Genomic DNA, 17,528 nt, shown 5'->3' with positions numbered 1-17,528 from the left:
GTTTCACGCATCCTGCGTCCGTGCCTCTGCCAGTTCTTGTTGTAGTCTTTTTTCTTCTTCCGCCAGCGGGGTCGAAAACCGCGCTAGCAGAAAATAGGCAACGGGCGTCAGATAGAGGGTGAACAACGTCGCAAGGCCAAGCCCCCCAACAATCACCCAGCCGAGTGCTTCGCGTGCTTCCGCACCGGCACCCGTTGATAGGACAAGAGGCACGCCGCCCAATACGGTTGAGGTCATCGTCATCATCACAGGACGTAGGCGGATCGTGGACGCATCCACGATTGCGTCACGCACATCCTGCCCCTTGTCGCGTAGCTGGTTTGCAAATTCGACAATGAGGATTCCGTTTTTCGCCATGATGCCGATCAGGATGACCAACCCAATCTGGCTATAAACGTTCAGACTTTGCCCCGACAACAGCAATGCAAACACGGCACATGCCAGTCCCAATGGCACGGTCGCCATCACTACAACAGCAGAGACAAAACTCTCAAATTGAGCGGCGAGCACAAGGAACACGACCAGAATGGCGAAGCCGAAGGTCAGCAGCATTCCAGAGTTTGTTTGGTCCAAAGTGGCAGCTTCCGCCAGCGGGATGATCCGGTTTTCGTCGGCAAGAACTTCATCGCCAATGGCCTGCACCTGAGCCAGTGCATCGCCCAAAGACAATTCGGGAGTCAAACCGGCTGTCAGTTCAACAGATCGGTTCTGCCCTTCGCGGTCCAGCTCGGGTGCGACCGCGCGCTCTTCGAGCGTCACAAAGCTCGACATTGGCACCATCTGGCCGTTTGCGGCCTGAACAAAGACATTCTCAAGATCACCTGGATCATTGATCGGGTTGGAGGTCGACAACATCTGGACGTCGAAACTTTTGTCCTCAATGAATACATCGGCGACCTTGCGGCCGTCCAAGAGCGCCTGAAGCGCTTGTCCCAGACCCGTGATGTCGATTTCAAGATCAGCCGCCAGAGCGCGGTCGATCTGAACAAAAAGCTGTGGTTGGGTCCTTTCATACTCAAGCCGGACCTGACCCATGCCGGGGATCTGGCTCAGGCGATCCACCATAGTCTCGGCGACCTCGGACAACTGCTCATAGCTATCGCCAGTGATCCCGAATGCCAGCCCGCGTCCCGCCCCCCGAATGCCGAGAGAGTTAGGTTGGATCGCGAAGGCGCGTACGCCAATGACGCTGCGCAGCTTGCCGTTGATCTCTCCGACGATGTCTTGCTGGCTGCGCGCGCGGTCTTGCCATTTCGCGAGGGTGAAGACCATGAAACCCCGGTTGTCGGCTCCAAATCCGCTGATGGAAAAAATGTTGGTCACTTCGCCTGCGTCCTGCAACGGCTGTATCAAATCCTCAATCTGTTGCATCTTAGATTGGGTGTAATTCAGCGACACGCCCTGCGGGGCTGTAACGCTGAGCAGGGCAACTGCGCGATCCTCGCGGGGGGTAAGCTCTTGCCGGATGGTCGTTGTCATAAGGATCGCGGTGACCATGACAAAGACCGACACCAGCACGATGACAAAAGGCATCGCCAAAGCACCTTTTAGCGTGAAGGCGTAGAACTGCTGCAATTTACCCCCCAGCCAGATCATCGGCCCGCGCGCGTCTTGTCGAGGGGGCTTGGTCAGCAACCTGCTGGCGAGCACCGGACACAGGCTGAGCGCGACGACCGAAGACAAAAGTACCGCCATAGCAAGGGTGAAGCCGAATTCACGGAACAATCCGCCTGCCTGACCGGGCAGGAATGACAGCGGTACGAACACTGCGGCAAGGGTAGCAGTGGTCGTGATGACCGCAAAGAATACCTGTGCTGTGCCGTTCACGGCTGCTGCACGTGCGCCCATGCCCGCCGCGCGCTGCCGCACGATATTTTCAAGCACTACGATGGCATCGTCTACCACCATCCCTGTCGCAAGGACCAAAGCCAAAAGGGTCAGGATATTGATCGAGAAGCCCGCAAGATATATCGCGGCAAGGGTGCCGATCAGGGCGACAGGTAGTGTCAAAGTAGGGATCAGCGTGGCGCGGAAATCTCGTAGGAACAGAAAGATCACAGCCACGACAATAGCGATCGCAAAGCCCAAAGATTTGATAACTTCTTCGATTGAACCAGAGATAAAAGTGGCATCGTCTGAGGTCACGAATATATTCACGTCATCAGGCAGTGTTTCGTTCAATTGGGCAACAACTTCGCGCACGTTAGCCGAGATTTCGAGCGTGTTTGACGTGGCCTGCCGGATGATCCCGATGCCAAGGCCCAGTTGGCCATTCGCGCGCAGAGCGGTCTCGCCGCTGGCGGGGCCAAGGGTGACCTTGGCAACATCGCCGATCAGAACGTCGGGCTTGATCTCAAGCGCTTCGAACGCTTCGGCTGTTGCAACGCTTGCGGTTGTGCGCACGTTGATAGACTGCCTGTTTCCTGCCAGATCACCGGCGGGAGAGTCGAACGCAACCCCTGACAATACGCGCTGCATATCGCCCAGCGACAGGCCACGGCTTGCAAGGCCAAGCTGGTCTATATCAACGCGGAAAATGGGCTCGCGGTCGCCGTATACTTGCAGGTCAGCCACGCCTTCCACGGAAATCAGGCGGTCTTCTACGCGGTCCTGCACAATCGCAGTTAATTCCTGAGGAGAGCGGCTGGGCGATGTGACCGCAATGCGCATCACCGGTTGGGCATTGGCATCGGCTTTCACGATCTCGGGCTGATCCGCATCTTCGGGCAGTTGGTTGACGATCCGCGCAACCGCGTCGCGCACATCCGTTGCCGCCACGTCTATGTCGACGTTGTCGTTGAATTCTACCGTTACGCGGCTGCGCCCGAACCGGGAGTTGGAAGAGATGCTGCGCACACCTGACACACGCCCGACGGCACCTTCAATCCTGCCTGTCAGCTCTTGATCCACCGATTCAGGCGATGCGCCTGCAAACGGGGTTGTGATGGTCACCACCGGACGGTCCACGTTCGGCAGTTCACGAATTTCGGCACCGAAAAGCGCCGCGATGCCTGCGAGTACGATCAGCGCATTCAGCACGAAAGCCAGAATGGGCCGCCGCACAAACAGTGCGGTTCCGGGTGACGTCGGCGCGCTCACAGTTTTTCCGATCCGGTGGCGGCGGCGGACACTTCCTGTTCGACAACACTCACCTCGGACCCTTCGCGCAAGGTCTGGACCCCTTCGGTAATGACAAGGTCATCTGCGGCCAGGCCGTCAGAGGACACAAGGACCTGATCGCTGTTGCGCTGGACGATTTTGACGACAACCTGGCTGGCCTTGCCGTCGCGGACAGCCCACACATACGGTCCGTCGCTGGACCATTGCACTGCCAGTGGGGCGATGGACAAAAGCGTATTTCCCGGGAAAGTAAGATTGACGGAAAAGGCCATGCCAGCGCGAAGCAGATCCTCCTCATTGGCAACGCGCCCTTGAACCAGCAATGTTCTGCTTGCCCGATCAACCACGGTATCAATCGCGCTGATTTCACCTGTCAGCACTTTGTCGTCGAACCCCAAGGGCATCACCTGAATAGACTGGCCAACCTTGATGTTGCGTACCGCCCGTTCCGGCACGCGAAAGTCGATCAGGATCTCAGAACGGTCCGTGATCGTAACCAGTTGGTCCTGCGCACTGACGCGGTCGCCCTCTTCCAGATTGATGATGCCGACCCAGCCGGAAATAGGGGCTGTAAACTTGCGCTGGGAAAGGTCGAATTCTGCTTGGCGCACGGACAGTTCCGCGTTGCGCAGCAGCAGTTCGGTTTCTTTGAGGCGAACTTCTGTCGTAGCGCCGCTGGCCTGCAAGCGTTTGATGCGCGCTTCCTCTGTGCGGGCATCCTCCAGCTGGATGCGGGCCTGCTCAAGCGCGATGCTTTCCGCTTCGTCCTGAAGTTTGACGATAAGCGTTCCTTCCTCCACGTAGCCACCTGCAGCGAGGTTGAGCGCTGTGATGACACCGACTGCATTGGAACGAACAGTAACCGATCGTCGCGCACGCCCGTCGCCAATCGCCGTGATGCGATCCTCTCGCACCATCTCGCCCACAGTGACCGCAATCACGGGCGTCGCACCGCCACGCGATCGGCCACCACCCTGCGATGCAGCCTGCTCCGCAGGGGCCTCAATATCCAAAAGGTCAAGAATACCGACGCGTTCCAGCAAGGGGCGCGCAGCAGGTACATAAGTGATCCATACGTAAAGGCCTGCAGCAATTACCGCGAGCGATACCAGAATTTGACGAAGCGCTTTCATGCGTATGGCTTTCTGATGTTATCGGAGTCTACGAACAAACTAGTGCGATTGCAGAAAAAGCCCCTTATGTTTTCTTTGGACAGGGGGCGCAGTTCTTTGGCGCATTTTGTTGATTGCTTAGCAAGGCCTATCAAGCGTTTTTACGACTTTGATCGCCGATATTTCCGGTAGGCGCCTGGGGTGGCACCGGTCCAGCGTTTGAAGGCGCGGTGTAGATTTGCCGACGTGGCAAAACCAAGATCCTGAGAAATGGCTTCGATGCTTTTGTTTCCAAGACTGAGATCGCGGATCGCTATATCACGCCGCAGACTGTCTTTTATGTTTTGAAATGATGTGCCTTCCGCGTCTAGGCGCCGCATGAAAGTGCGCGGAGTCATGTTCAGCGCAAGCGCAGCCTCATTTAATGAGCAACCCAAAGCTTTCGACAGTTGAACGTATTCGCGGACCCGAAGCGGCAGCGCATGCTCCCGATATGTGGTGAAAATCCAGTCGCGCGGGGCGCGGATCAGGAATTCTTGCATCTCGTCGTTGCTGCGGGCAACGGGCAAATCAGCAAGTCCAATGTCAAAGGCGATCGCCGAATGGGCAACTCCAAAGCGGACCGGCGCGGGAAAGAGGATGGCATAGTCTTCGGCAAAGTCAGGTCGGGCGAAGGCGAAATCTACGCTGATTACGGGCAGCTCTCTTCCTGTTAGCCATGAACCAATACCATGCACCAGTTTGAGCAACAGCATATGGCCAAACCTTTGCGCAGGTGCACTGGCGCGCGGGATAAGAGATATTTTTAACGTGTCCCCACTGTCTTCCAACACGAGGGTGTAGTCATCCAACAGCAGGTTCCAGAAAGTGGTAAATCGAAACAAAGCTGCGGAAAGGGATGAGGCATCTCGCACGGTCGCGCAAAGATGCTTTAGCGCGCCTGACCGTATCGGGCGGCTCCAGAGCCCCATCATCTCGTCTCCGGTCTCAATGGCGACCAGTTGGTAGAGGCGCACAATCTGGTCGTGGGTGACACGGGCCAGCGGGTGGGAAACGTCAGCAAGACTGGTCTTATCCAGAAAGCGTATCAATTGATCCGGCGTGCATTTGTGATGCAGTACAGACAACCAGTCATCCAGAAACGCGCGTGAGACAGTCGGTAGAACTGTGTCATGGGGGGAGGATACCAATCTGTGCTTCATAAAGTCTGAACTGTCACTTTTTGAATGGTTTGCGTCCATAGGTGCGATAGACACCCCTAACTCAACACGGTATCTGGCAGAAAGAGAAATCTCAATTACTCACTCTGTGCAAAGGATGCTCGCATGACACCCCGTATCGACCCTTCCCGTTACACAAACCTTGATATTGTTGCGCATGATGACGGGGTTTGGGTAGTGACATTAAATCGTCCTTCAAAACGCAATGCGCTTAATGCTGAAACGATCGAAGAACTGGTCGAATTCTTCTCGGTGGCTCCGCGTGCGGGTGTGCGGGCGATTGTGTTGGCGGGGGCCGGTGATCACTTCTGCGCTGGCCTTGATCTGGTTGAACATCATCAAGAGGATCGCAGCCCTGCGGATTTCATGCATTTGTGCCTGCGCTGGCACGAAGCGTTCAACAAGATGGAATACGGCGGTGTGCCCGTCATCGCCGCGCTGCACGGCGCAGTAGTTGGCGGTGGTCTTGAACTGGCAAGCTCGGCACATGTACGCGTCATGGACCAGACCGCGTATTTCGCCCTGCCAGAAGGGCAACGGGGCCTGTTCACCGGAGGTGGTGCGACGATCCGCGTGACGGATTTGGTCGGCAAGGCACGCATGATTGATATGATGCTGACCGGCCGTGTCTATCAGGGGCAGGAAGCGGTCGATCTTGGCTTGGCGCAATATATTGTCGAAGGCTCCAGCCTTGATGCGGCGATGGATTTGGCCCGCAAAGCAGCGCAAAACCTTCCACTTTCCAATTTCGCGATTTGTTCGGCTGTTAGCCACATGCAAAACATGTCGGCAATGGATGCCGCCTACGCCGAGGCTGTTGTCGCCGGTGTGGTCAATACGCAGCCAGACGCGCGCGAACGTCTTGCCGCGTTTGCTGACAAAAGCGCAGCACGGGTGCGCCCGAACGGCTGACCGCGGCCCATGTGATTGTCAAATCTCCGGTCGACCGCAGTGGTTTGCGGCGTGGATATCAACGGGGGGCTCTTGTTGGCTGCTTGCGCAGCTTAAAAGCAATAAGCGCCCTCTCGGTAGTTGCGCTGATGGTTCATGTGGTGCTTTCGTCGGCCTTTTCGAGAGACGCCAACAGATCGTCAGCGACAGGTTTGTATTTGCGCACAGCATCCTCCTTTACGGGGCCATAGCCGCGAAATTCTAGCGGAGTTTTCAGAATGGTGCCGACATCTTCAACTGTTTGCGTGGTCACGAGGCGAGGCAGGGCCGACAAAACATCTTCAAACCAGACGATCAGCGCCGTTTCCTCTTTCCGCTCATCCATATAACCAAATGCATCAAACATAGTGCCACGCAGGAATTTCAGCCGCGCCAGACCGCGCAGTGCAGGGGTGAGCCATGGGCCAAAGCTGCGCTTTACGGGGCGGCCACGTGCATCTTTCCGGCGCGACATTAGGGGCGGCGCCATGTGGTAGTTGATCTTGAAGCCTGGCTCGAATTCCTCGGCAAGTTTCGCCATAAATTCAGGTTGGGCGTGCAGTCTGGCCACTTCAAATTCATCTTTGACAGCCATCAGCTTGAACAACGACTTTGCCGCAATCAAGGACAGGTCGTCTGCATGTGCTGCCGGAAGCGCATCATGAAAGCGGGTGATCGTTGTTTCATAGCGTTTCGCATATTCAGCGTCCTGATACTCGGTCAGGAATTCCAAGTGGCGTGCGCGCAATGACCGGAGCGTTGGAGTCGGCGCAGGGGCCGATTGGGGAAGCAATGCTTGGGGATTGGTGGAAAGGATGCGGCCGAAATCGAACGCGCGTGCATTGCTTTCAATCGCAACGCCGTTCAGTGTTATGGCCTGTTTCATCGCGGCTTCGCTGACGGGAACAAGCCCCTTCTGCCAAGCATAACCCAGAAGAATGATGTTGGCGAAAACGCTGTCACCCAAAAGCTCCTCCGCCAGCGCGTTGGCATTCAGGCCCCAGACGTAGTCGTCACCGACGATCCTGCGAATGGCCGCTTCACGCTGGTCTATGTTCAGTCGCGCGTCGCGGTGAAGAACCAGATCACCAGTCGGCATCTCGGCGGTGTTCAATACCACCGGTGCGCCCTTGCGGTAGTGGGCAGAGGCGCGCGGCGCTGAAGAAACCACCGCGTCACATCCGATCACGGCATCAGCCGATCCAGCATCGACACGCACCTGATTGATCGCATCAGGGCTTGCCCCGATCCGCACATAACTCAGGACCGTGCCGAACTTTTGCGCAAAACCCGTAAAGTCGAGCACGCTTGACCCTTTGCCTTCCAAGTGGGCAGCCATGGTAATCAGCGCGCCAACCGTGACAACGCCTGTGCCGCCTACGCCAGTGACCAGCAGATCAAAAGGCGTATCGAGCGGTGGTAGCTGCGGCGTCGGGACTGCGGCCAGCAGGGCGGGTAAATCCACTTTGGTGCCTGTTTTCTTGCGGCGCACAGCCCCTTCTACAGTCACAAAGCTGGGGCAAAAGCCGTTCAGACAGGAAAAATCCTTGTTGCAGGTGGATAGGTTCACCTGGCGCTTGCGCCCGAATTCGGTCTCCAGCGGCTCGATACTCAGACAGTTGCTTTCTACCGAGCAATCACCGCAGCCTTCGCATACAGCAGGGTTGATAAAGGCGAACCGCTTGGGGTCTTCGATCTTTCCGCGTTTGCGGCGTCGGCGCTTTTCTGTGGCGCAGGTCTGCTCGTAGATCAGGACGGTCACCCCGGGCACGTCGCGTAGTTCTCTCTGCACAGCGTCCAGTTCTTCACGCGGATGAAAACTGGTGCGCGCAGGAAAATCGGCGCGCTGGAATTTGTCGATATCGTCAGAGACCAGCGCGATGCGTTCGACCCCTTCAGAGCGGCAGCTCTGGGCAATGCCGGTCACGCTGACGGGGCCATCGACAGGCTGGCCACCGGTCATGGCAACCGCATCGTTATACAGGATCTTGTAGGTGATGTTCGATTTTGCGGCGACAGCCTGCCGGATGGCGAGAGAGCCGGAATGATACCACGTCCCTTCGCCCAGATTCTGGAAGATATGTTTGCCGCCGTTGAACTTTGACACAGCTACATTTGGCACCCCTTCGCCGCCCATCTGCGCATAGCCAGCCGTGTCTCGGTCCATCCAGCTTGCCATGACATGACATCCGATGCCCGACGCGGCTTTGCTGCCTTCGGGAACTTTCGTTGATGTATTGTGGGGGCAACCAGAACAGAAATAGGGGGTGCGCGTTGCGCCGGGCACATTCAACAGAACCGGAGGTTTTTCGGTAAGCATGCGGGCCTTTTCCGCAAGGTCCTCCTCTGGAAAGAAGGCGTTCAGCCGTTCGGCCAGAATAGGCACCAGCTTCAGTGGGCTCAGCTCACCTGTCCACGGCAGTAAGGGATCACCTGCTGAACGGTGCTTTCCGACCATCGTATGGGGTTTGTCGCCGGGCCAGTCATAAAAATATTCCTTAAGCTGGCTTTCGATGATGCCACGCTTTTCTTCGATAACCAGAACTTCGCGCTTTCCGCGCACAAAGGCCAAGGCGTCACGTCGCGCCAACGGCCAGACCATGCCGACCTTGTAGACGTCGATGCCCAACCGCCGACAGGCCGCCTCATCTAGGCCAAGCAGACGCAGGGCTTCCATCAGGTCTAGGTGACCTTTTCCGGTGGTCACAATGCCAAATGCCGCATCATCAATGTCATAAATGCGCCGATCAATCGGGTTCGCTTCGACAAAGGCTTCTACGGCATCAAGCTTGTACTCTATGCGGGTTTCAATTTCAGGGCTCGGCAAGTCCGAGCTGCGGATATGCAGGCCGCCAAGGGGCACATCGATGTGTGGCAGCGAAAATGTGCGATCGGGAGAAAGGTCCACGGATCTGCCGCTCTCGACAGTTTCAGAGATCGCTTTGAACCCGACCCATGTGCCGGAAAAGCGGCTAAGCGCGATGCCGTATTCACCAAAGGCAAGATACTCGGATACATCGGCCGGATTCAGCGTGGGCATGAACCATGTCATGAACGCCACGTCCGATTGGTGCGGCATAGAAGAGGACACGCAGCCGTGGTCGTCCCCCGCGACCACCAGAACACCGCCTTTGGGGGCAGAACCATAGGCATTGCCATGGCGCAAAGCGTCGCCAGACCGGTCTACGCCGGGGCCTTTGCCGTACCACATCGAAAACACGCCCTCGACCTCGGTGTCGGGGTCAAGCACCGCCTGTTGAGCACCCAGAACTGCCGTTGCACCAAGGTCTTCGTTTACCGCAGGCATGAAGGTGATGTTGTGTTTGGCCACCTCGGGGCGGGCGCGCCACAGTTCCAGATCAAGGCCGCCCAGCGGCGACCCGCGATAACCGGAGATGAACCCGGCGGTATTGAGCCCCGCCGAGCTATCACGCCGTGCCTGATCCAGCATGATACGAACCAATGCCTGAGTTCCCGTCAGGAAAACCCGCCCTTTTTCAAGCGTGTATCGGTCAGACAGTTCGTAGGTCTTAAAGTGGTGGGATTCGTCAGTCATATCGGCCATCCAAGGTGTTTTCGCCATTCTACCGAGTTCTGCTGGAATTCTTGATCTAAATTCAGTAAAAATCAGTATTTGCCGGATATTTTATTCGGTTTTGAGGTAAAAGGTGGAGGGAATACCCGTATGCAGATTGATGCGCGAGACAGACTTATTTTGTCGCTACTGCAAGCTGACTGCCGGTTATCCAATGCAGAATTGGCGGAAAAAGTTGGTATGTCTGCCTCGGCATGTTGGCGGCGGGTCCGCACTTTCGAGGATGAAGGCATCATCAAGCGCTACCGGGCAGAGATATCTGCCGAAGGGGTTGGGTTCACGTTTCAGGCGTTGGTGCACGTGCACCTCACCCGACACAACCCTGAACATCTTGCCGGTTTCGTTGCGGCAGTCGAAGCGCGCCCGGAGGTTCAAGACTGCTATGCCACAACGGGGCAGGCAGACTATTACTTGCGGGTATTGTGTCGCGATATAGCGGCCTACAATCTGTTTCTTGAAGACTTCCTGTTCAATCTGCCCGCAGTGGCAAGTGCCCAGACCAATGTTGTCTTGCGGGAAATCAAGCGCAGTCAGGCGATCTCGATGTGATGTGCAAGCAGACGGGCGCGGGGTGCGTTGACGGGGTGACCCAACGCTGCACCTAGTGGTCACAAAATGTTCACAAAACTGCAGTTTGCCTGTGATCTTTCGATGGTCTGAGGTCCTCAGCCCAATCAGGGCATTAATACTCTTGGGGGATACCATGTCATTCAGCCGTCGTTCCGTTCTGAAAATTTCCGCAGCAGGCTTGGCCGCGCCAATGATCCTTAAAGCCAGCGATGCGCTTGCGTCTTCTGGCAGCGTCAAGGTGCTGGCATGGGGGGATTACATCCAGCCCAACATGGTCGAGGCGTTCGAGAAAGACACCGGCATCAAGCTTGAGCTGACAACGTTCGGCTCCAATGATGAAGCTGAAAGCACGATCCGCGCCAACGGCGGCAAGGGGTTCGACATTGTGACCCCGTCAATCACGAACTCTGCAGGTTATCTTGACGACAACGGGGATAGCTATTTTGCGCCGGTCCCTGCGGGTGTGAACGTGGGCAACGTGATCCCCTCCTTTCTGCGCGACAGCGCGTCGCTGGGTGGTGTGATCAAGGGCGAACAGGTGTTGCTGCCTCTGGATTGGGGCACCGAAGGCGTGACCTACAACAAAGAAAAGATGCCCGTCGATGGCACCGTATCCTACGGTGATCTCTGGGCCGATGCCGCCAAGGGCAAAGCTGCGTTCCGGCAGAAATCTGTAATCATGGGCACGGGCCTTTATCTGGATGCTACGGGCGAAGTGCCGTCCAACCGGATGCTGGACGTCTACAAATCCGAAGAGGACGCCCGCCGCGTCTGGGGTGCAGTCACCCAGTGGATTCTCGAGCGTAAAGAGAACTTTGGCGCCTTCTGGAACAACGCAACCGAAGCGTCCTCGGCCTTTACGGAGGCTGGTGCGATTATCGGTCAGACATGGGACACCACGGGTCTGTTGTTGAACCGTGACAATCCCGATTTCCTCTACCGCGCACCAAAAGAGGGCATCATCACATGGCTCGACAGCTTCGGCATGCTCAAGCAATCCGAAAACCCAGAGCAGGCAGTCGCCTTTATGAATTTCATGCTCAAGCCTGAAACCGGCGGCATGTTCTCCAACAACACGGGGTATAATTCCGCCGTTGCTGGTGCTGCGGAATTCGCTTCGGACGAATACAAGAAGCAGTTCAACGAAGTCTACACCGCAGAGGTTCTTGGCAACATGTGGTGGTGGCAGGCGGATACGCCGTTCTTTGCGCCCGTGCGCAACGAATTCGTAGAGATCATGACCAACGCCTAACTCTGGCCAAGGATGACAAAGGGCGGCTCCGGCGCGACCGGGGCTGCTTTTCGATTGTGCGGGGACAAAATGCGCGGAAAATCAGTTACGCTGGACCAATTGGAGGTCACTTACCCAAACGGCTTTACGGCTGTTCAGCGCACCAATCTGGTGGTGGAGGCAGGAGAGTTCTTTTCCATTCTGGGGCCTTCTGGATGTGGTAAAACAACAATTCTGCGTTCGGTGTCAGGGTTTGTGCAGCCTTCGTCGGGGCGTATCCTTATTGGTGATCAAGATCAGACAGGCTTGGGCCCAAACACGCGTGAGACTGCGTTAATCTTTCAGAACCTCGCGCTGTTCCCTCTGATGCCGGTTTGGGAAAACGTGGCTTTTGGCCTTGAGGCGCGCGGCGTGTCCAAGCGTGATCGTCGTGCGAAGGCTGAGGAATTGCTGCATCTGGTGGCGCTGTCCGATCAGGCTGACAAGAAACCGGGTGAGCTTTCGGGTGGTCAACGGCAACGTGTTGCGATTGCGCGCGCTCTGGCTGTCGATCCGTCGGTGCTTTTGCTGGATGAGCCGCTCTCGGCGCTGGACCTCAAGCTGCGGCAACATATGCGCGCAGAGCTGCGAAATATTCAAAAGAAAACTGGTGTCACGTTTATCTACATCACCCACGATCAGGGAGAAGCGCTGACAATGTCGGACCGGATTGCCGTCATGAACGCAGGTCGTATTGAACAGGTTGGCACCGCAGATCACATCTATTCCAACCCAGTCTCGGCGTTTTCAGCGTCCTTCGTGGGTGAGGCGAACCAGCTTGCTGGTTTGATCAGTGCGGTAGATGGAAATATGGCCCATATCGATACGCCACACGGCCGTTTTCTAGGGCAAAACCCCAAAGGCCTTTCCATAGGCGAGGACGCCATTCTTTTTGTTCGGCCTGAAAATGTTGGCTTTGAGCCGTCGAAAAACATGGTGTCAGCGCGCGTCCTGCGCAGAGACCTTGAAGGGCCGTTTGTGAATTTACTTATGGCGACCACGTCCGGCGCCGAAATGGCGATGTATGTGCCGAACACGGGTGAGATCGAGGCGATGCAGGGGGCAGAACTGCAAATCGGCTTTGCCCCGCAAAAGGCGACAATTCTGCCGGTTGGCCCTGTCGCGCGCACCGGACAGGACATCGCAGCACAATGAACGGCCTCTTCCAAAGCTTTGGCAAAGGTCTGACGGCGATTTTCTTCGCCTGTGTAGTTGCATGGGCGCTGGTCCTGATCATCCTGCCACAACTGGCGATGCTTGAACGTGCAATGACCAAACCCGCGCGCCAGCTGGACAGTTCTGTTGCAGGATCATTGGAACGTGACGCGGCCAATTGCGTGAACATCCTTGGGCATTATCTGGAGCCAACGGAGGCTTCCGCAGAAAGCGGTGGGGTGGCCATTCCTTCGGCAACCGGCATGGCGATTCCTTCGATGTCAGGCATGGCTTCGCCCACGCTGAATGCAGGTGCTGCACGGCCCTATATCTTGCAATGCGACCGGGCGACCACCCACCGCAAGATGGTCCGCGAAAGTGGTGAGCGCGCCTTTCTGGACCAGCTTTATGACCTACCCGCGCTGAGCGTCCCGGCAGACGCGCCTATCCCCGACCAGATAGAGACGGCTCGCCAGATCGAACAGATCGCCGCGCAGCTCTACACTACTCTGCAAGAAGCAGAGGCGAATGCCTCTCAGTTGGGGTTCGGCAATTTCACGGCGATCGGCAAGCCTGTGATGATCCCCCGTACCGCCGAAGCCCAAGCCCAAAGCGATGCCGCCTGGGCATCCAAAGCGCTGAGCCTTATCGGTCTGCGGTTCACAAAAGACGGCAATAGCTATCAGCGGATTGGTCTGGAAGTTCTGGCGCGAACGCTGTTCTTTGCCATCTGCGCAACTTTGTTGTCCCTGATCGTCTGTTACCCCATTGCCTATAAAGTCGCCTTGGCGACAACACCCGAACGCGCTGTCTGGCTTATGCTGGGTCTGATCATCCCCTATGCCATTGTCGAATTGATGCGTATCTACGCGTGGACTTCCATCATCGACAATCGTGGGCTGATCAATGAAGTGCTGCTATGGGTCGGCGCGATCACAGAGCCGATCCAATTCAAACGCTCGGCCCTGACTGTGTTTGTCGTGATCGTTTACACCTATGTCTTGTTCATGGTGTTCCCGATCTACAACGTGATGAATACGTTGGACCGCAACCAGATAGAGGCGGCCCGTGATATGGGTGCTTCAACTGCGCGGGTACACTGGCGCATTACTATGCCCCATTCCAAAGCCGGTATCGCAGTCGGCTGCATTGCGACTTTCATGCTGGCGGCAGGTGCCTTTTCGGTGCCCCGGATCATCAGCCGCGGGCTGCAATCCGAATGGTTCAGTCAAACAATCTATAACAAGTTTTTTGAGGCGGAAAATTCCAACATCGGTGCGGCCTACAGCTTTTCCTACACATTGGTTTGCTTTGTGATCGTGGCGGTTTTCATGTGGGTAATGCGCACGCGCCTCAAAGACTTTGCGAGGGTACAATGACATCTGAGCGCATATTGAACGGTTATATGTGGGCTTTCATTGCCTTCATGTTTGCACCTTTGATTTTGATGATCGTCACATCGTTCAATGACGTTTCGCCCCCGTCGGTGACGGATTGGCGCGGGTTTACGGGCAAATGGTACGCGTTTTTCTGGATGTCGGAGGCTGACATTCGTGCCGACCCTGTCCTGCGGGCGTTGGACCGCGACCGCTTTGTCGCCTGCTTTGGCAACTCGCTTCAGGTTGCTGCTATCGTGGTGCCGCTATCTTTGCTGCTTGGCTTGTCGGGGGCGGTGCTGCTGACGCGCTGGCGGGGGCGTGCAAACGGGTTGCTTTGGTGGGTTCTGTTGTCACCGATGCTTGCACCCGGCATTATTTTGGGATTGTCGGCTTTAGTTTTCTGGGGGCGGCTTGGTGTGGGCGCCGGATTGTTCACCGTTATGATGGCGCAGGTCACATTTGTTGCGGGGTATCCGCTGCTGATCTTGATGGCGCGCCTGCAACGGCAACCTATCGAGCTTGAGGAAGCTGCCCTTGATCTCGGGGCATCTCCTTTCCATGTGTTCCGCCGGATCACGCTGCCGTTCTTGCTGCCCGCGCTTGCCTCGGCTGCGGTGATTGCGCTGCTGTCTTCGATAGAAAACTACAACACCACCATGTTCGCAAAAGGCGGCGCTTGTACCTTCGCGACCGAGATCGGAGCGATGAGCCGGAACCCGAACGGGCATCCTCCGGTGATCAATGCGGTTGGTACGGTGATTATCCTCATCACTGTGGTGGCGGCGCTTGCGCATGCTGCTGTGTCCCGCCGCGAAATGCGCTGATCGTCTGTTATGAAAATCACCGCACGTTGCCATCCGCTGCTTGAATCGCTGTTGCCCAAACCAATTCCCGCTTCCATGGCGCTTCCGGCGTGGATGGCGACAATGCCAGCAGAGGTGGCGGGGGAAACCCTGGGCGGGGCGGCGGTTCGCACACTCAAACATTGCCCGCCAATTATTGATATGATGCGCCTTGGCGTGCTGATCCTTTGCCCGACCGATATCACTGTGCAAGCGGGAGAGGTGTCATGGGCGTGGAAGCCGCCAGTCCTGCCAGACGCTGACATCAGCCGCGCGCCAATTGGTGTGCATGTGCCAGAACAAGCTGACGGAACACCTTATGCGCAGCGTGAGCTGATCCTGAAATTCATCAATTACTGGACACTCGAAACGCCATCAGAGTGGTCATTGATGTTTATACATCCGCAAGGCTACCCAGATTTACCGTTCACAACCTTGGGCGGTGTTGTTGATTGTGACGGGTTCAAGGATGGGTACGTGCATTTCCCTGCGCTGCTAAAGCCGGGTTTCGAAGGGGTGATCCGCAAAGGCACGCCGATTGCACAAGCCGTGCCAGTTCAGAAAGAAATCGCGCTGGAGGTTTGCTCGATGACCCCTGAGCAGGTCGCGAGTAACCGTAAGATGCAAGAGGACCTCGGACTTAAGGCCGGGCATTATCGCAAATCGTTTCGCCAATCCGGGAAAGGGCGTGTTTTGCCGGATTGACGTGAGCTGTTGCGCCTGATTAACGCGGGCGCGTTGTATTTATAGTCAGGCGCAAGGGGAGGGACCCTTTTGCCGTGCGCGTCAGCATCTTGATGACTTCCGGACGCCATGAATGGTCCTGCAAAAGCCTGTCGCGCAAGGCCTTATCCGGTTCTCCCTTTTCCACTTTGATGCGGTAGAGGGTAATCTGGGCCTCCACATCCGGCTGGTCAGAAAAGCACATCAAGGCCTTGTCCCATTGCCCTAAACGCAAGGCGATGCGCCCCAGATTTCGCTGCGCATCTGCATCTTTGTCATCCAGATCTACAGCGCGTTGGAACGCGCCATAGGCCTGTTCCAGATCGTTGGCATTTAGGGCCGCACGCCCCAGTTCAAACCACGCAATGGCATAGCGCGGATTCAGCGCAACTGCCCGCCTAAGCCAGACGGCCATTTGCGCGGGCTTGCCTGCGGCTTCCAATACTTTGGCAAGGTTATAGAAAACTTCCGGCGGGGCGGTTTTGCCTTTGGCCAAACGGCGCAAAAGACGTTCTGCGGCTTCCCAGTCCTGCGCAGCCAGAAGCGGCCCCAGTTTTTTCTGATCAGTCATGACGTTTCTCCGCAGTTTGTCACAGCAGTTTCACACACCTACGTCACAACCATATGAAAAATCACAGGATGTTTCATGTATACTGACATTTTCTCCCTGCCGGGTACCTTCTGGCGCGGCAATCTGCATACCCATTCAACCCGGTCTGATGGCATTCTTGAACCGGCAGAAGTGTGTCGGAGGTATAAGGCAGAGGGATATGATTTCATTGCTTTGACGGATCACTTTATCGGACGCTACGACTATCCGCTGACCGATACCCGCGCATATCGGGATAGTGATTTCACCACCATCCTCGGCGCTGAACTTCACTCTGGCGCGATGGAGAATGGGGAGTTGTGGCACATTTTGGCGGTTGGTCTTCCGATGGATTTCGTGCGGCCGAATGCGCCGGATTTTCATGTGCGTCCCGATCAGGAAGCCGGCGCCGAGCTGGCTGCCCGCGCCCGCGCGGCAGGGGCCTTTGTTGCCATTGCGCATCCCGAATGGTCCGGACTTACCACTGCGGATGCACGCACCATCAAGGCCGCGCATGCAGTGGAGGTCTATAATCACGGATGCGCCATGGGATGTGACCGGCCGCACGGCTTTTACACATTGGACCAATTGCTGTCAGAAGGGTGTAAACTTTCGCTGTGTGCCACGGATGACGCGCATTTTTCAGAGCCGGATCACTTTGGCGGCTGGGTTATGGTCAAAGCCAGAGAAAATTCGCCAGAAGCACTTCTTGAGGCTCTGAAAGCGGGCCATCATTACAGCACGACCGGACCTGACTTGAGCGGTATACAGTGGGAAGACGGCCACGTGACTGTGCAAAGCTCTGCCGTGAAAAGCGTGATTGTACAGGGACAAGGTTCCGCCGCAGTGGCCGTGCATGGCGTTTCTATGACCTCGACCCGTATTCCGCTTGATCGCTTCGGGGCCAGCGACTGGCTGCGTGTAACAGTGATAGACAGCGCGGGCAAACGCGCATGGTCCAATCCGGTTTGGAAAGAAGACTTGGCGTAGGCCCGACAAATTGTGGCCAAGTTCGAACAGATG

The 17,528-nt window shown here is 56.5% G+C and carries 13 protein-coding genes; 8 read left to right on the top strand and 5 right to left on the bottom strand.

Features of this window, described 5'->3' with window-relative positions:
- Nucleotides 1-3: 3 nt before the first annotated feature.
- The 3 genes from K3757_RS15500 to K3757_RS15490 all read right to left on the bottom strand — a co-directional run bounded on the left by K3757_RS15500 (nucleotide 4) and on the right by K3757_RS15490 (nucleotide 5,434).
- Nucleotides 4-3,099, bottom strand: coding sequence for an efflux RND transporter permease subunit (locus tag K3757_RS15500; protein WP_259996824.1), 3,096 nt, complete (start codon nucleotides 3,097-3,099; stop codon nucleotides 4-6).
- Nucleotides 3,096-4,253: an efflux RND transporter periplasmic adaptor subunit gene (locus K3757_RS15495; protein WP_259996823.1), complete on the bottom strand. Its 1,158-nt coding sequence runs from the start codon at nucleotides 4,251-4,253 to the stop codon at nucleotides 3,096-3,098. The genes K3757_RS15500 and K3757_RS15495 overlap by 4 nt, the downstream gene beginning before the upstream one ends.
- Before the next feature lie 140 nt (nucleotides 4,254-4,393).
- Nucleotides 4,394-5,434, bottom strand: coding sequence for an AraC family transcriptional regulator (locus K3757_RS15490; protein WP_259996822.1), 1,041 nt, complete (start codon nucleotides 5,432-5,434; stop codon nucleotides 4,394-4,396).
- Between the two features lie 123 nt (nucleotides 5,435-5,557).
- Here K3757_RS15490 and K3757_RS15485 point away from each other — a divergent pair, with 123 nt between their 5' ends.
- Complete coding sequence (locus K3757_RS15485; protein WP_259996821.1) at nucleotides 5,558-6,364, top strand: crotonase/enoyl-CoA hydratase family protein; 807 nt, start codon at nucleotides 5,558-5,560, stop codon at nucleotides 6,362-6,364.
- Nucleotides 6,365-6,497: 133 nt separating this feature from the next.
- Here the strand turns inward: K3757_RS15485 and K3757_RS15480 are convergent, their stop codons facing one another.
- Complete coding sequence (locus K3757_RS15480) at nucleotides 6,498-9,938, bottom strand: indolepyruvate ferredoxin oxidoreductase family protein (protein ID WP_259996820.1); 3,441 nt, start codon at nucleotides 9,936-9,938, stop codon at nucleotides 6,498-6,500.
- Nucleotides 9,939-10,067: 129 nt separating this feature from the next.
- Here K3757_RS15480 and K3757_RS15475 point away from each other — a divergent pair, with 129 nt between their 5' ends.
- The 6 genes from K3757_RS15475 (at nucleotide 10,068) to K3757_RS15445 (ending at nucleotide 15,898) form a co-directional block, all read left to right on the top strand.
- Entirely contained in the window at nucleotides 10,068-10,526 is a 459-nt protein-coding gene (locus K3757_RS15475) for an Lrp/AsnC family transcriptional regulator (protein WP_259996819.1), read from the top strand.
- 154 nt (nucleotides 10,527-10,680) lie between these two features.
- A complete protein-coding gene (locus K3757_RS15470; RefSeq protein WP_259996818.1) occupies nucleotides 10,681-11,799 on the top strand; it encodes an extracellular solute-binding protein in 1,119 nt (372 codons plus the stop codon).
- A gap of 69 nt (nucleotides 11,800-11,868) precedes the next feature.
- Nucleotides 11,869-12,972 carry an ABC transporter ATP-binding protein gene (locus K3757_RS19155; protein ID WP_409202550.1) on the top strand — a complete coding sequence of 368 codons (1,104 nt, stop codon included), beginning with the start codon at nucleotides 11,869-11,871 and terminating at the stop codon, nucleotides 12,970-12,972.
- A complete protein-coding gene (locus tag K3757_RS15455; RefSeq protein ID WP_259996815.1) occupies nucleotides 12,969-14,351 on the top strand; it encodes an ABC transporter permease in 1,383 nt (460 codons plus the stop codon). Before K3757_RS19155 ends, K3757_RS15455 begins: the two co-directional genes overlap by 4 nt.
- Nucleotides 14,348-15,175 carry an ABC transporter permease gene (locus tag K3757_RS15450; RefSeq protein ID WP_259996813.1) on the top strand — a complete coding sequence of 276 codons (828 nt, stop codon included), beginning with the start codon at nucleotides 14,348-14,350 and terminating at the stop codon, nucleotides 15,173-15,175. Before K3757_RS15455 ends, K3757_RS15450 begins: the two co-directional genes overlap by 4 nt.
- Before the next feature lie 9 nt (nucleotides 15,176-15,184).
- A complete protein-coding gene (locus K3757_RS15445) occupies nucleotides 15,185-15,898 on the top strand; it encodes a hypothetical protein (protein ID WP_259996811.1) in 714 nt (237 codons plus the stop codon).
- Between the two features lie 19 nt (nucleotides 15,899-15,917).
- Here K3757_RS15445 and K3757_RS15440 read toward each other — a convergent pair whose 3' ends face one another.
- The gene (locus tag K3757_RS15440) at nucleotides 15,918-16,487 is read right to left on the bottom strand and encodes a lipopolysaccharide assembly protein LapB (RefSeq protein WP_259996809.1); all 570 of its coding nucleotides are present in this window, start codon (nucleotides 16,485-16,487) and stop codon (nucleotides 15,918-15,920) included.
- Between the two features lie 75 nt (nucleotides 16,488-16,562).
- Here K3757_RS15440 and K3757_RS15435 point away from each other — a divergent pair, with 75 nt between their 5' ends.
- On the top strand, nucleotides 16,563-17,495 hold the full coding sequence (locus K3757_RS15435) for a CehA/McbA family metallohydrolase (RefSeq protein ID WP_259996807.1): 933 nt from the start codon (nucleotides 16,563-16,565) through the stop codon (nucleotides 17,493-17,495).
- Nucleotides 17,496-17,528: the final 33 nt, after the last annotated feature.

Origin of the sequence: Sulfitobacter sp. S223 (genome assembly GCF_025143825.1) — a bacterium.
Taxonomy (GTDB): domain Bacteria; phylum Pseudomonadota; class Alphaproteobacteria; order Rhodobacterales; family Rhodobacteraceae; genus Sulfitobacter.
This window is presented reverse-complemented; position numbering and strand designations above follow the sequence as displayed.